This is a genomic window from Rhodococcus tibetensis (assembly GCF_024438035.1).
Classification (GTDB): domain Bacteria; phylum Actinomycetota; class Actinomycetes; order Mycobacteriales; family Mycobacteriaceae; genus Rhodococcus_F; species Rhodococcus_F tibetensis.
This window is the reverse complement of record NZ_JANFQF010000017.1, coordinates 22,601-37,041: the sequence shown is the minus strand read 5'-3', so window position 1 is coordinate 37,041 and position 14,441 is coordinate 22,601. Positions and strand designations below refer to the sequence as shown.

Below are 14,441 nucleotides of genomic sequence, written 5' to 3'. Positions count from 1 at the left end.
AGGATTCACAGTGCGCCGGGGAGTTCAATTCAGGCTTCCTCCAGCGGCCAGGTAACCGTCGATGGCCCGCTGGAGGCGGTCGAGAGCGGTGCCGTAGGAGGTGAAGTCGCCGGTGTGCTGGGCCTCGCGCAGGCTACCCAGTGCCGCGTTGAGTTCGAGCACGGCGGTGGTCAATTCCTCCGAGAGGGCGGGCGGCGGTGCAGGTTCCGCACCGTCGGCCGGTGGTGTGGCCTCCGGTGCGGGTGGTGGCGGTGCGGTGGCCGCGTCACCGCCGGGTGCGGTCGCGACGCGTCCGGTGCCGGCCCCGAAGACCTGGTCGAGGGCTTCGGCGAGGGTGGGCGCGTAGCCGACCCGGACCCCGCCGGTGCCGGGTTCGCGGTAGCTGACCAGGACGCGGGAGAGCTGTGGAAACGTCGACCCGTCGGCGGCGGTCGACAATCGTTCGGTGAACAAGGGTTCGATGTAGAGGACGCCGCCGTCGGCGATCGGCAACGTCAGCAGATTGCCGTAATGGATGCGGTTCGACCGCTCGAGCAGCGTGCGCTCGGACGCGACCCGGGTATCGGAAATCATCGAGTTCTGGATCTGCTGCGGCCCCTGCGTGAGGGTATCCGTCGGCAGTTGCAGGACCTCGATTCTGCCGTAGTTGTCGGGATCCGAGTGCACCGAGAGGTAGGCGGAGAGGAATTCGCGGTTGAATCCGACCATGGCGCTCGCGAGCCGGAACGACGGCTGAGCGGTGGCTTGGTCCCCGATCAGGATGTAGTAGGGAGGTTGCTGGCCGCCGGTGTCCGTGGTCGGGTCGCTGGGAACGGACCAGAAGGCGTTGTTGGTGAAGAACTCTCGCGGCTCGTTGACGTGGTACTTGGCCAGACGTTCACGCTGGATCCGGAACAGGTCCTCGGGGTAGCGGAAGTGGGCGCGGAGGTCGTCGGAGATCGCCTCGTCAGGCCTGACCGTGCCGGGGAATACGCTCATCCACGCGGACAGGACCGGATCGTCCTGATCGACCTGATACAGGGTGACGGTGCCGTCGTAGGCGTCGACGGTGGCCTTGACCGAGTTACGGACGTACGAGACCTGCTCCCGGGGCAATATCCGTCCGGTGTCGGGGTCGGTGACGACCGGTTCACTCAGTGCCCCGGCCTGCGCATACGGGTAGTGCTCGAGCGTGGTGTAGGCGTCGACGATCCAAGTGATCCGCCCATCGACGACGGCCGGGTAGGGGTTGGCGTCGGTGGTCAGCCACGGGGCGACGTGTTCGACCCGGGTCGCGGGGTCGCGGTTGAGGATGATCTTCGACTCGGGCCCGATTGCGCCGGAGAACAAGATGTTCCGCTCTGCATACTGGGCGGCGAACGCCAGCCGGTTGACCCAGTTCCCGATCGGCACCCCACCGGTCCCGGTGTACGTGTATGTGGCGGTGTCGGTGTCGTACTCGCGCGGCGTAGCTCCCGCCCCGGCACCGACGATGGCATAGTCCGGGCTGTCGGACTGCGCGATGAGTTCGCCGTAGTAGATGCGCGGTTGCTCGACCGGGATCAGTTGACGGTCGGTGCCCTGGGAGGCGATGTCGCTGACGGTGTAGATGGGGTAACCACTGTCGCTGCTCGCGCTCTGACCAGCCGCATCGCGCACCGCGGCATTGACCCGGTTCGCCGGTGCCGCGATGAAACCGTTGCCATGGGTGTAGACGAGATGCCGGTTGATCCACTGCGTTTGATTGCCGCTGAGACTGTTCGGTGACAACTCGCGGACCGCGACGATGTAGTCGGCGAGTTCACCGTCGATCCTGTAGCGGTCGATGTCCAGGGTGGGGGTGAAGCCGTAGAAGTTCTTCAATTGTTGCTGCTGGGTGAACGTGCGGGAGAGCACGTTCGGGTCGAGCAGGCGGGCGTTGGCGATGGTGGTGACATCAGCGGGCAGATCCCGGGGCGGTCGGGTGCCCACCCCTGGATAGTCCCGGTATTCGACCCGGTCGGCGCCGATTCCGTACGCCAGCCGGGTGGCGTCGATGTTGCGTTCGATGTACGGGCTCTCGCGGTCGGCGGCGTTCGGGCGGACGGAGAACTGTTCCATCAGCGCGGGGAAGATCCCGCCGACCAGGATCGAGGACAGCACCAACAGTGCGGCAGCCATCGCCGGGATGCGCAGATCCCGCACCCAGATCGCGGCGAAGAAGGCACCGGCACACAGGATGGCGATCGCGAACAGGATCAGCCGCGCCGGCAGCACCGCGTTGATGTCGGTGAATCCGGCTCCGGTGAAGGTGGGTTCCTTCCGGCTTCCCCACAGCAACGCGTACCGATCCAGCCAGTACGCGACCGCTTTGAGCGCGATGAACGTCCCGGCCAGGACCGCGAGCTGAATCCGTGCCGCCCGGGTCAGCGCACTCGCGCCCGTCCCGGCCCCGTCCCGGCCCCGACCCGGGCTCCTGTCCCGGGTGTCGTCCTGGTCCTGGTCCTGGTTCTGGGCCTTGTTCTTGAACGACACCCGCAGCCCACCGAACAGGTAATGCGTTGCCAGGCTCAGCACGAACGCCAGGAACGTCGCCACGAACAGCCAGGTCAGCACCAACCGGTAGAACGGCAGATCGAACACATAGAAGCCGATGTCGTGGCCGAACTCCGCGTCCACCGTCCCGAAATCGCCGCCGCGCAGAAACAACTGCACCGTGGCCCAGTTCGCCTGGGCACTCAACCCGAAGGGCACGGCAATCAGCAGCGGAACACCGATAGCGAAGAACCGCGGCCGACTCATCACCACCGTCCGGTACTCTTCGATCGGGTCCTTCGACGACGCCGCGGCGGCGAACAGCGGCCGGGACCGATACGCCCACACCAGCACCGCGAATATCAAACCGGCCACGGCGAGCGTCACCACGACGAACAGAATCAACCGGGTCACCAGGACGGTCCCCCACACCGTCCGGTACCCGACCTCCCCGAACCACAACCAATCGACGTACACCGCCACCAACCGTGGCCCGATTACCAGCAACGCCGCGAAGGCGAGGAGCACCACGACCGACACCGACGCGCGCCGCGACAGCAACCGCTCCGACTCGGAGGATGCCATGCTCGCCTCCCGGCGCTCGCCCAGTTCGCGATGTCCGATTAATCCCATTCTAGAGGCGCCGCCGCCCGCACACACATGGATAGCCATGCCAGTGCGAACTCGCCTGTCACAGCTCGGGATCAGCGACGGCGGCGGAACGCTGAGCCGGGCCATCCCCGCGGCGAATTTACTTCAGCATTACTTTAGATCTACTTGTACATTACTCTGGATCGGGTTACCGTCCAATCAGCTGCAAGTGCAGCAGTGAGCCTCCGCCTCCGTCCCATGAGTGGGCGGGGTTCGTCCAATCGAGAAGGATCGGACGGCGATGCCCGTCACGCAGCGCGCCGACGTCGATTCGTTTTTCCGTCCGCACCCCCGCCCCAGTCACTGTCCAGGGCAGACACGAGCGCGGCGGCAGGTGGCGCGATTGGCTTTGATCGCCGTTTACGCGGTGGCAGCTACGGGATGTGGTGCGTCGTCACCGGAGAGTGCACCGCCGTTCCCGGCGTTGGACGTCGTGACCGAGATCGGCGGTCTCGACCATCCTTGGGACGTGGTGTCCGCGCCGGACGGCACCCTACTGACCGGTGAGCGCTCCGGCCGGTTCGTAGTCAAGCGGCCGGATGGTTCCACCGGTGTGCTCGCCGCGGATCTGTCCGACCTCGTCGTCCACGGTGAACTCGGTCTGATGGGAATCGCCCTCGCCCCCGACTTCGATCTCACCCGTACCCTGTACGTGTGCCGCACCCATGTCGCCGGTGAGGTGACCGATATTCGGGTGCAGTCCTGGACGGTGGACGCGCAGTGGACCGCGCTGACACCCACCGCCGTCCTCGTCGACGGCCTGCCGGTGAGCACACGCGGTCGGCACGGCGGCTGCCGTGTCCTCCCATACCAGGACGGAACGCTCCTGATCGGCACCGGCGATGCCACCGATGCGGCGGCGCCGCAGGATCTCGGGTCCCTGGGCGGCAAAGTACTGCGGATTGACGCCGCCACCGGGGCACCCGCGGCCGGCAACCCGTTCCCCGGCAGCGCCGTCTACACGCTCGGGCACCGCAACGTCCAAGGGCTGACGATCCGCCCCGGCACCGGCGAGATCTATGCCGTCGAGCAGGGAACTCATCGCGACGACGAGGTCAACCTCCTGACCCCCGGCGGAAACTACGGATGGAAACCGGACACCGGCGACGGCCACTACGACGAATCCGTCCCGATGACCGACCCCGACCGCGTCCCCTCGGCGATTGCGGCGGTGTGGAGTTCGGGTCCGTCGACCATCGCCACCGCCAGCAGTGCCGTCGTCATCGGCCCCCGCTGGGGCGAGTGGGACAACGCCCTCGCGGTCGGCGTACTGAAGGGACAACAGGTGCTGTTCCTACAACTCGACCCCGCCGGCACCGGTGTTCGCGCCGAGAGCGCACCACCGGAACTGTCCGGTCGATACGGTCGCATCCGTACCGTTGCCGCCCAGCCCGACGGCTCGATGCTCCTCACCACCGACAACGGGGACGACGACAAGGTGCTCCGCGTGACACCCGCAACCCGGCGATGAGCGGGGTTTAGCCCGATTGAGCAACGGGCCCTCGCCGCGTTCGATCCGGTACTCGTAGAAACTGCGCACCACGGCGTTGTTGTGGCGCACCGTACTGCCGCATATCTGTCTTTCAGGTACGGCTTCCGGGTGTCGGTAGGCAGGAACGACATCTCTGAAACCAACACCGATTCGAGGTCGAACTCCCGCTGTCCCTCACGCGACGGATCGGCGGCCGATCCCGAAGAGCCTCTGAGGCGAATCGATGCCCTTCAACCTGTGGCTGCCGGCCGGTTCGCACCAGAACTCCTCGGTCTCCAGTTCGTCGTAGAACTCGCCGGTGACGACCACCTCGTGGGCCGGTGCGACGGCAACCACGCGGGACGCCATGTTGACCGGCCGACCGAACCAGTCGCCCGCGCTCGGCACAGCAGTTCCCCAGGCGATGCCTGCCCGAAGCGGTGGCAGACCCTCCACGCGGGCGGCATCGACGAGGTCGAGTGCGGCGCACGCGAGCGCGGTGGCATCCGACGACACCAGCATGACGGCGTCCCCGATCGTCTTCACCAACCGCACAGGTGAGGCCACCACGTCAGTGGCGAGTCGGTCGAGCCGTTCGGCGACCCGGCTCAGATCGTCCGCCGCGCCCTGTTCGCCGAGCAGCGTAAACCCGACCAGGTCTGCGAAACAGACCCCGATCTGCTGCGAACCCCGGATGTGCAGGTTCGAGTCACCGGCGATACCCACCGCGTCCGAACGCAGTTGCTGACGCAGGTTCGTCGCGAGAATGTGCGCGAGTATCTGCGCCTCGAAATCTGCGATGCGGCGCACCTCCACCGCGTACCGCAGCGCGACTTCCGGGTGATCACCCGCGGCCGCAAGACGGTCCTGGAGGAGGGCTTCCGCAGCATCGGCCGCAGTCCAGATATTGCGGCCGAGAACGCGCGCGGCCGCGAACACCCCGCCTTCGTCGAGCCCCAGATCGCGGTACTGCTTCAGCCCCCGCGCAAGGCTCACATCACCCTCGTTGTAGTACGCATTGTCCTCGGACACTCCTCTACCGATGGCACGAAACCACCGGCGGGCATCGTCGACGGTGACACCGGCCAGCTGCGAGATTTCCTCGATGCCGTAACTGCCTTTCGGCGACAAGGCACGCTCGAGCAACAGATGAGCGAGCCGGTTGTCTCGGGACGCAGCGCGTAGTTCATCGATCGTCACGTTCTCGTCCACCAGGGTTTCGAGTACCCCGATCCGGGTAGAACGATCCGGACCCGACAGCCCGTCGAGAAGACCCGCGCGTTCGAAATCCTCCCACCGCGCGCGATGCGGAACCGGATGGCGCAGCGAGCGAGGCGCCGGCGACACCAGCCCTCCCGGTCGCGGCACGAGCCGTACGCCGAGTCGCCGCGGAAGCCGTCGTCTCGTGCGGGGATTGAGCACGTTCTCATCGTCGCAGGCATCACGGTCGTCAGCGCCAAGATTTCATGAAGTGCTTTCCTCCGACCACCCGACAGAACATATGACAGCGGGATTCACCATCACCTACTTACGTCCCGCGCAGGGTGTGACGCTCCGCGCCGAGGCGCGGGCCGACTCCGCGACCCGGCGCCAGGCACTGTGCCGCTGCGACCTCTACACAGTGCAGGAGGATGGTTCGGCGGTGCTGTGCGCGGCCGCCCAGGGGACGGCGACGGTCGAGCAGTCGCGCTAGCGCCTACCTCGAGATGACACGATGGATGTCATGGCAGACACGATGGACCACGCTTCCGTCATCCGCGCCGGCGCGCGCATCGACGGGCTCATCCGGCGGACTCCCACCTTCCGTGCCACCGTTCCGACAGCCCATGGTGACATCCCGGTGATCTTCAAACTCGAATTCCTCCAGTACGGCGGATCGTTCAAGGTCCGCGGCAGTCTCAACGCCTTGCTCCACGCGGAGGAGGAGGGCCGGCTCGCGGAAGCGGGCGTCGTCATCGCCTCCGGCGGGAACGCCGCGATCGGCGCAGCGTGGGCGTCACGGCTCCGCGGTGTGACGTGCACCGTGGTGGTACCGACCACCGCACCCGACATCAAAATCGAGAAACTCCGGGCGCTGGGCGCGGATGTCCGCACAGTGGGAGACCGTTACGCGGAAGCCGCAGCGTACGCGGCAGAACTCGCCGAATCGTCGAACGCATTGGCCCTGCACGCCTACGACCTTCCGGACATCGTCGCGGGAGCGGGCACGGTCGCACTGGAGGTCCAGGACGATATCCCCGAGCCGGTTACCTACGTGGTCGCGGTGGGCGGCGGCGGACTACTCTCGGGCATCGTCGCCGGCAGCCGCGACGACGACGCCATCGTCGGAGTGGAACCGCGCGGCGCGGCAACCCTGCACACGGCCGTCGCCGCACGCCGTCCCGTGGACATCGACATCGACAGCATCGCGGGCGACTCGCTCGGGGCCACCCAGATCGGCTCGATCGCCTGGGCCACGGTGTCGGCGCGGCCCGTCGAAAGCCTCGTCGTGGACGACAGTGCACTGCTCGACGCCCGGACGCTCCTGTGGGAGGAGTTCCGGATCGTTGTCGAACACGGCACTGCGGCAGCACTCGCGGCAATCATCACCGGCGAACTCGCGCCGCCTTCGGACCGACCACTCTGTGTCGTCCTCTGTGGTGCCAATACCGCGCTCACCAGTTACTGAGGGCGAGGGATCACCCGCGGGGTTTCAACCGGCTGTTCGGTAGTTCGGGCGCGGAAAGAGGGGGTCCGTCGTACCCCTCTACGGTCCCGAACCTGTGGTCGGTGGACACGGCGCCACGGAGTTCGGACTGCCAGTCCCGGCGGTAGCCGACGATGTCGTCATGGCTACGACCGAGGAAGTTCCACCACATGATCACCTGCTCGCCGAGTGGCTCGCCGCCGAGCAGCAGCAGCCGGGCGCGAGTCTCCCCCGTGTTCCGCAACGCCACCACCGATGAACCCGGCGGTTGATAACCGAGTTCCGACCACTTCAACGGTGTTCCGCGTAGCCGCACATCACCTTCGTCGACCAGAACTCCGACCTCGAAACCGGGTTCGATGTCGAGCGTGATGTCGGCACCCGGATCCAGCAAGACCTCCGCCCCGAGCAGCGGCGTGAACGTTCGGACCGGCGACGTCGACCCCGCCGTCGTACCGAGAAACACCCGGACCGTTGCGCCGCCCCGTTCGACCGGTTCGGGCGCATAGGTTTCGAAAGCGGGCGGCGCGTCCTGCGCCGAGGCGGGCAACGCCACCCACAGCTGGGCACCGTGCAGAATGCGGGTCTGCGGAGTCGACACCTCCGAATGTGCGATGCCCCGCCCCGCCGTCATCAGATTCAGTTCGCCCGGTCTCACCATGGCGTGTGAGCCGATGCTGTCGCGGTGCTCGATCTCCCCGGTGAACAGCCAGCTCACGGTCTGCAACCCGGTGTGCGGATGTGGGGGGACGTTCATCCCACCGGTGAGTCCGACATCGTCCGGGCCGTAGTGATCGGCAAAGCACCACGCCCCGATCAGTGAACGCCCGCGCTGCGGCAGAGTGCGCCGGACCGGCATCGCACGAGGGCCGCCCAGCGGAACCTCCCGTGCGCTCAACACCTCGATCCCCTCGTCCCCGGGACGGGACTCGCACCGCTTCTCCACCGAATTCGATTCCAGATTGCTCACAGTTCCATGGTGCCTTTCGTCGGCTCAGCGCGGTACGAAGTGTAGTGACGCTGCGAGTCTCGACCGGCCGACAGGCGCCACATCCGTTCTACAGACGGGCGGCATCGGTCAGCGCCCGATCGGCCGTCATCGACGCATGTGTCGGCGGATTCTCCGGCACATGAGCCGGACGGCGCGCCGCGAACTCCTTGCGCAGCACCGGAACCACCTCGCCTCCGAGCAGGTCGAGCTGCTCGAGCACCGTCTTCAAGGGAAGCCCCGCGTGGTCGACCAGAAACAGCTGCCGCTGGTAGTCACCGAAGAAGTCGGCGAACGTCAGCGTCTTTTCGATCACCTGCTCCGGCGTCCCGACCGTCAAGGGCGTCTGGTCGGCGAAGTCCTCGAGGCTCGGACCGTGCCCGTAGACCGGGGCGTTGTCGAAGTAGGGCCGGAACTCGTCGACGGCGTCCTGCGCGTTCTTCCGCATGAACACCTGCCCACCCAATCCGACGATTGCCTGATCGCCGCGCCCGTGACCGTAGTGCTCATAGCGCTCGCGGTAAAGATCGATCAGCGCGATGTAGTGCTCCTTCGGCCAGAAGATGTTGTTCGCGAAGAAGCCGTCGCCGTGAAATGCGGCGATCTCCGCGATTTCCGGGCTGCGGATGGAGCCGTGCCACACGAACGGCGCGATACCGTCGAGCGGTCGCGGCGTCGAGGTGAAGCCCTGCAACGGGCTACGGAACTGCCCCTTCCAGTCCACGACTTCCTCGTCCCAGAGTCGGCGCAGCAACCGGTAGTGCTCGAGCGCCAGCGGAATGCCCTGACGAATGTCCTGACCGAACCACGGATAGACCGGAGCCGTATTGCCACGGCCCATCATCAGATCCACGCGTCCCTCCGCGAGATGCTGCAGCATGGCGTAGTCCTCGGCGATCTTCACCGGATCGTTGGTGGTGATCAGCGTTGTCGACGTCGACAGGATGATCTTCTCCGTCCTCGCCGCGAGGTAGCCCAGCATGGTGGTCGGAGACGACGGGACGAAGGGCGGATTGTGATGCTCGCCGGTCGCGAAGACGTCGAGCCCGACCTCTTCGGCATGCGCGGCGATCGTGGTCATCGCCTTGATGCGCTCGTGCTCGGAGGGAGTGCGACCGGTAGTGGGGTCCGTCGTCACATCGCCGACTGTGAAGATTCCGAACTGCATGAGAGTCCTCCCGACCATAACGTCGTGCGCTTACCTGCATCTGATACAACATTCAACCATGTGCGGGTATTCCGGAACCTTCGGGCAACACCGAAGGGGGGCAAGCACCAGAGTGCTTGCCGCCCTTCGACGTGAGACCTCGAAATCGCCTGCGCAGCCGATCAGTGCATCATGACCTGCGGCGCGCTCTCGTCTTCGAGTGCCGGATTGACCGTCTTCTTGCGCGGCAACAGGAACGCCGGGATCAGGGTCAGCGCGATGAGCACTGTTGCCACCATAAAGGTGTTGCCGAACGCGTCGGCGGCGGCGTTCAGAATGCTGTCGACCGTGCCGGGGGGCTGCTGCGCGGCCACCTCGGGAACGTGCTGCATGGCAACGGTCTGGTTGTCGAGACCACGGTCGAGCAGCTGGTTGGTCAACACCACGGACATGACGGCGGTACCGATCGAACCCGCGGTCTGCTGAACGATGTTCATCAGCGACGAACCGCGCGCCACCTGCTCGTGGGACAGCGTGACGATGGCTGCGGTCATCAGCGGCATCATGGTGCAACCCATGCCGAGGCCCATCACGAACAGTGCGCCCATCAGCAGCCATGCCGGCGAGTCCGCCGACACCTGAGTGAATACCCCGAGACCGATCAGAATCAGCGGAAGACCCGTGAGCACGATCTTGCCCGGACCGATCTTGTCGACGAGCCGTCCGGCGATCGGCATGGTCAGCATTGCACCGATACCCTGCGGAGCCATCAGCAAGCCGGCAGCGAGGGTGGTGTGACCCCCGACCTGAATGAAGTAGCTCGGGAAGAGCAGCCCGGCACCCATGAACGCGACGATGAACAGCGACGTCGTGATGACCGCAACCGACAACTGCCGGTTCTTGAACAGGCGGAGGTCGATGAGCGGGTGATCCTTGCGGAGCGCGTGGAACACGAACGCGATGATGAGCACCAGCCCGATCCCGCCGGACACCAGCACTCTCGCCGAGGCAACGGTCCCGACCTCGGGAATGGACGACACACCGAAAAGGAACAGCGCCAGGCCGGGCGAAAGCAACAGCATCCCCAGAAAGTCGAAAGATTCCGACGGCGACGCGTTGTCGGACGGCAGGATGATGAACGCAGCAGCCAGGGCGATGATGCCGATGGGCAAGTTGATCAGGAAGATCCAGTGCCAGCTGGCGGCCTCGATCAGCCAGCCACCCAGGATCGGGCCGCCGATGGGTCCGAGCAGCATCGGGATACCGAGCACCGCCATGACGCGCCCGACTCGATCCGCCCCGGCTGCCCGCGTCATGATCGTCATGCCGAGGGGCATCAACATGCCGCCGCCGAGACCCTGGAGCACGCGGAACCCGATCAGCGTCGTGATGTCCCAGGCGAAGGAACACAGCACCGAGCCGAGGACGAACAGGATCAGTGCGGTCATGTACAGACGCTTGGTGCCGAACCTGTCGGCCGCCCACCCGGTAAGGGGAATGACGGTCGCGAGCGCGAGCGTGTACCCGGTCATCGTCCACGCCACGGTGGCGTAGGTGGTGTCGAACTCGGAGGCGAACGTAGGCAGCGCCACGCTGACCACCGTGACGTCGAGAATCGACATGATGGCGCCGAGCACCACCACCGACGCGATCTTGAGGACCGTGCCGTCGAGCTTGTCGGGCACCGCGGGCGCGGCGTTCGGCGATGTCATCGGGGTATCTCCTGGTTGGGTCCTCGCAGGCAGTTTCCTGCGAGGATCGGTCGTAAGGCCTCGATCAGTCGAGCCCGCTCATTCTCCGGAACCCGCCATGCGAACTGTCGCAACTGATCACGCTTGCATTCGATGTGCTGGTTGGCCACCTTGTTTCCTGCCTCCGACAAGGACACTCGCTTGACCCGTCGGTCACGGTCGTCCTCCTGACGAACGACGAGACCGAGTTTCACGAGCTGGTCGACGTTCCGACCGGCTGCTGCCACCGAGAGCCGTAACCGTTCCGCCACCTCGTTGATCGGAAGTGGCTCACCGTGCTGCGACAGCGCGAAGAGCATCCGTACCTGAGAGAACGTGAGGTCCAGCTCGATCAGGGCGTCCATGGACTCCGACTCCCCCACACTCAACACTTGCGAGAAGAAATCGTTCAGTACATCGAAGAGAAGAGCAGGAGAGTTCTCGGCCACCCCGAAATGCTAGCGCTTATGCAACTATTGCCCAAGAGCAACTATGACGCAACCGAATTCTCGGTGTCGGGAATCACACCGGCACTAGCGCTCGCGGTCCTGCACGAGCACGGCTTTGCCCAATACCCGCCCCGCCTCGAGGTCGCGGAGGGCCTCAGCGGCATCGTCGAGCAAATATCGACTCTTCACCAATGGCGTCAACCCTTGCTCGACGTGCCGGAGAAGCGCAGCGTGTACCTCCGCCAATGCGCCGGGTTCGGTACGGAGAAACTCGCCCCACGCAGCTCCGACGATACTGATGTTGCGGAAGAGCACACGATTCAACTTCACCTCGGGGATCGCTCCACCCGCGAACCCGATGACCACCAGCCGGCCTTCCGGAGCCAGCACCCGCACCGCTTCGTCGAATGCGTCACCGCCGACCGGATCGACAACCACCTGTGCGCCCACACCACCGGTCAGCGCGCGCACATGCTCGCCCCAGCCCTCCTGGAGTTGCACGACCTCGTCCGCCCCCAATTCGCGGAGGAAGTCCTCGGCACCGTCGCGTCGGACGACGGCGATCACCCGGGCGCCGTGCGCCTTCGCCAGCTGGATCGTCGACGTACCGACACCGCCCGCCGCTCCCAGCACCACGACCGTCTCGCCGGACCGCAACTGCGCCCGCCGCTCCAGTGCGAACTCCATCGTCTGGTAGTTGACGATCAGTGACGCCGCAGCCTCGAAACTCAAAGAGTCGGGGATCGGCAACACCTGAGCGGGTGGCACCACCACCCGCTCGGCATATCCCCCGACGTGAGAGACGGCCAGCACCCGCCTGCCGGGTTCCAACCCACAGTCCGGCGGCGCCGACACGACAACCCCCGCCACCTCCGCCCCGGGAACGAAAGGCGGCTCGGGCCGAATCTGGTACTTGCCGTAGCTGATCAGCAGGTCGGGGAAACACACCCCACTAGCTCGGACGTCGATGAGCACTGCACCGTCAGCCGGCGGTTCGGGCACCTCCCGCACCGTCATGCCGTCCGGCCCGGACAGTTCCGTTACCACCACTGCGCGCATTCTCGAAGACTAGACGCGTAGTGGTGACGGAAGTGATCAACGAGCAAACAGACGCTTCCGCTTGCGGGCGACGGCCACCATCTCGACCTTGTCCGTCATCTTCACCCGGGGTCGGCCGGAGCCTTCCGCACGCGTGGTCTCGACCTTGTCGATCGCCCGCCAGCCGGTGAAACCGATCCGCTCCGGTTGCCGGCGCTCGACGAGCTTCTTGACGTCCTTACGGGTTCCGACGTCGCCGCGAAGCTTGCCCGCCTCGAAGTCCGCGAGCAGTGCGGCGACCGTTTCCTTGGCGCATGCCTTGTTGGTCCCGATGACGCCGCTGGGACCACGCTTGATCCACCCGGTGACATACACCCGGTCGGACACCCGTCCGCGTTCGTTGGGAATCACGCCCCTCTTCTCGTCGAACGCGACACCACCCACGGGCTTGCCGCGGTAGCCGATGGAGCGGAGCACGAGAGAGGCGTCCAGCGAGCCGGACTCGCCGAGAGGCCGGGCGATGAGAGCACCGGACTCGTCGACGACGAGTTCGTTGCGTCCGTAGCACAGGGCCTCTGCCCTCTCGGAACCCGTGATCTCGAGCGGAGACGTCAGATAGCGGAACACGATGCGCTTGTTTCCGGGCCGCGGGGTGCGCGCGGCGAACTCCTGCGCGAGCCGGACCTTCATGGCGGTGGCCGGGTCGTCGAGCAGCGCGCGACTGCCCGCATCGAGCTCGAGTTCGGCGTCGTCGATGACGATGTCCACGTTCTCGAGATCGCCGAGCGCAAGGAACTCGGGATTGCTGTACGCGGCCTGAGCGGGGCCGCGGCGGCCGAGGAGAACGACCTCCTCGATGTTGCTGTTTCGCAGCGCAGCAAGAGCATGGTCGGCGATGTCCGTCCGTTCCAGCTCCTCCACGTTCAGCGTGAGAATGCGGGCGACGTCGAGCGCGACGTTGCCGTTTCCGACGATCACTGCTCGCTTCCCGGAGAGGTCGAACGTGCGGTTCGCGTAGTCCGGGTGGCCGTTGTACCAGGCCACGAACTCGGTGGCGGCGTGCACTCCGGGCAGGTCCTCACCGGGGATGTTCAAACGACGGTCACTCGACGCGCCCACGGCGTAGATGACCGCGTGATGGTTCTGGAGGAGCTCGTCGTGGGTGATGTGGGAGCCGACCTCGACGTTGAGGTGGAACTCGAAGTTCGGGCGGTCGAGGCTCCACTCGAACATCCGCGTCACTTCCTTGGTGCCGGGATGGTCCGGCGCGACGCCCGCACGGACGAGGCCCCACGGCGTAGGCAGCTTCTCGAACATCTCCACCTCGACGTCGGAGCGCTCGAGCAACTCACCGGCGGCGTAGCACGCAGCGGGACCGGCACCCACGACGGCGACCCGCAGCTTTCCCAGGTCGCGGCGCGGCGGGGTGGCGGGAGTGAGCGGAATCCACCCCGTCGGCATGGGGTTGGTCGTGTAGTAATCGGCGTTGATGTCCTTGTAGCGGGCGAGCGACCCCAGCAGCTTGTCTTCCGGGAAGATCGCGTCGACGGGACACGCGTCGACACACGCGCCACAGTCGATGCAGGTTTCGGGGTCGATGTGGAGCATCTCGGTCTGCGCGAACTCCCGCTCCTCCGGCGTCGGATGAATGCAGTTCACGGGGCAAGCGGAGACACAGCTCGCGTCGTTGCAGCACGCCTGAGTGATGACATATGCCATTTGCGGTTTCCTCACACCTGTTCGGACCATCGAGCTCGGATGCCTTGCATACTCGTTTGTCATGCAAGG

The 14,441-nt window shown here is 65.8% G+C and carries 10 protein-coding genes and 1 pseudogene; 3 read left to right on the top strand and 8 right to left on the bottom strand.

From position 1 onward, the window contains the following. Nucleotides 1-24: 24 nt before the first annotated feature. Complete coding sequence (locus tag NOF53_RS19260; protein ID WP_255971640.1) at nucleotides 25-3,078, bottom strand: UPF0182 family protein; 3,054 nt, start codon at nucleotides 3,076-3,078, stop codon at nucleotides 25-27. Between the two features lie 307 nt (nucleotides 3,079-3,385). Here NOF53_RS19260 and NOF53_RS19255 point away from each other — a divergent pair, with 307 nt between their 5' ends. Next, nucleotides 3,386-4,615, top strand: coding sequence for a PQQ-dependent sugar dehydrogenase (locus NOF53_RS19255; RefSeq protein WP_255971638.1), 1,230 nt, complete (start codon nucleotides 3,386-3,388; stop codon nucleotides 4,613-4,615). A gap of 195 nt (nucleotides 4,616-4,810) precedes the next feature. Here NOF53_RS19255 and NOF53_RS19250 read toward each other — a convergent pair whose 3' ends face one another. Then, nucleotides 4,811-6,037: an adenylate/guanylate cyclase domain-containing protein gene (locus NOF53_RS19250; RefSeq protein ID WP_374212638.1), complete on the bottom strand. Its 1,227-nt coding sequence runs from the start codon at nucleotides 6,035-6,037 to the stop codon at nucleotides 4,811-4,813. 79 nt (nucleotides 6,038-6,116) lie between these two features. On the opposite strand from NOF53_RS19250, the pseudogene NOF53_RS19245 reads away from it, so the two are divergent. Both NOF53_RS19245 and NOF53_RS19240 read left to right on the top strand, forming a co-directional pair. Further along, nucleotides 6,117-6,308 (top strand): annotated as a pseudogene (locus NOF53_RS19245) (hotdog family protein); the annotation flags it as partial. Nucleotides 6,309-6,338: 30 nt separating this feature from the next. Beyond that, nucleotides 6,339-7,283, top strand: coding sequence for a serine/threonine dehydratase (locus NOF53_RS19240; protein ID WP_255971634.1), 945 nt, complete (start codon nucleotides 6,339-6,341; stop codon nucleotides 7,281-7,283). A gap of 10 nt (nucleotides 7,284-7,293) precedes the next feature. On the opposite strand, the gene NOF53_RS19235 is transcribed toward NOF53_RS19240, so the two are convergent. From NOF53_RS19235 to NOF53_RS19210, 6 genes are all read right to left on the bottom strand, one after another. Further along, entirely contained in the window at nucleotides 7,294-8,271 is a 978-nt protein-coding gene (locus tag NOF53_RS19235; RefSeq protein ID WP_255971633.1) for a pirin family protein, read from the bottom strand. Nucleotides 8,272-8,359: 88 nt separating this feature from the next. Next, complete coding sequence (locus NOF53_RS19230; RefSeq protein ID WP_255971631.1) at nucleotides 8,360-9,457, bottom strand: LLM class flavin-dependent oxidoreductase; 1,098 nt, start codon at nucleotides 9,455-9,457, stop codon at nucleotides 8,360-8,362. Nucleotides 9,458-9,618: 161 nt separating this feature from the next. Then, entirely contained in the window at nucleotides 9,619-11,148 is a 1,530-nt protein-coding gene (locus NOF53_RS19225; protein WP_255971629.1) for a DHA2 family efflux MFS transporter permease subunit, read from the bottom strand. Then, nucleotides 11,145-11,615: a MarR family winged helix-turn-helix transcriptional regulator gene (locus NOF53_RS19220; protein WP_255971627.1), complete on the bottom strand. Its 471-nt coding sequence runs from the start codon at nucleotides 11,613-11,615 to the stop codon at nucleotides 11,145-11,147. Before NOF53_RS19220 ends, NOF53_RS19225 begins: the two co-directional genes overlap by 4 nt. A gap of 84 nt (nucleotides 11,616-11,699) precedes the next feature. Next, nucleotides 11,700-12,674 carry an NADPH:quinone oxidoreductase family protein gene (locus NOF53_RS19215; RefSeq protein WP_255971625.1) on the bottom strand — a complete coding sequence of 325 codons (975 nt, stop codon included), beginning with the start codon at nucleotides 12,672-12,674 and terminating at the stop codon, nucleotides 11,700-11,702. Nucleotides 12,675-12,710: 36 nt separating this feature from the next. After that, nucleotides 12,711-14,372 carry an FAD-dependent oxidoreductase gene (locus NOF53_RS19210; protein ID WP_255971623.1) on the bottom strand — a complete coding sequence of 554 codons (1,662 nt, stop codon included), beginning with the start codon at nucleotides 14,370-14,372 and terminating at the stop codon, nucleotides 12,711-12,713. Between the last annotated feature and the right edge of the window lie 69 nt (nucleotides 14,373-14,441).

Excerpts from the sequence above, each read along its gene's own strand:
- NOF53_RS19230 (WP_255971631.1), bottom strand. The coding sequence starts at position 9,457 with ATGCAGTTCGGAATCTTCACAGTCGGCGATGTGACGACGGACCCCACT.
- NOF53_RS19225 (WP_255971629.1), bottom strand. The coding sequence starts at position 11,148 with ATGACATCGCCGAACGCCGCGCCCGCGGTGCCCGACAAGCTCGACGGC.
- NOF53_RS19255 (WP_255971638.1), top strand. The coding sequence starts at position 3,386 with ATGCCCGTCACGCAGCGCGCCGACGTCGATTCGTTTTTCCGTCCGCAC.
- NOF53_RS19260 (WP_255971640.1), bottom strand. The coding sequence starts at position 3,078 with ATGGCATCCTCCGAGTCGGAGCGGTTGCTGTCGCGGCGCGCGTCGGTG.
- NOF53_RS19210 (WP_255971623.1), bottom strand. The coding sequence starts at position 14,372 with ATGGCATATGTCATCACTCAGGCGTGCTGCAACGACGCGAGCTGTGTC.
- NOF53_RS19240 (WP_255971634.1), top strand. The coding sequence starts at position 6,339 with ATGGCAGACACGATGGACCACGCTTCCGTCATCCGCGCCGGCGCGCGC.
- NOF53_RS19215 (WP_255971625.1), bottom strand. The coding sequence starts at position 12,674 with ATGCGCGCAGTGGTGGTAACGGAACTGTCCGGGCCGGACGGCATGACG.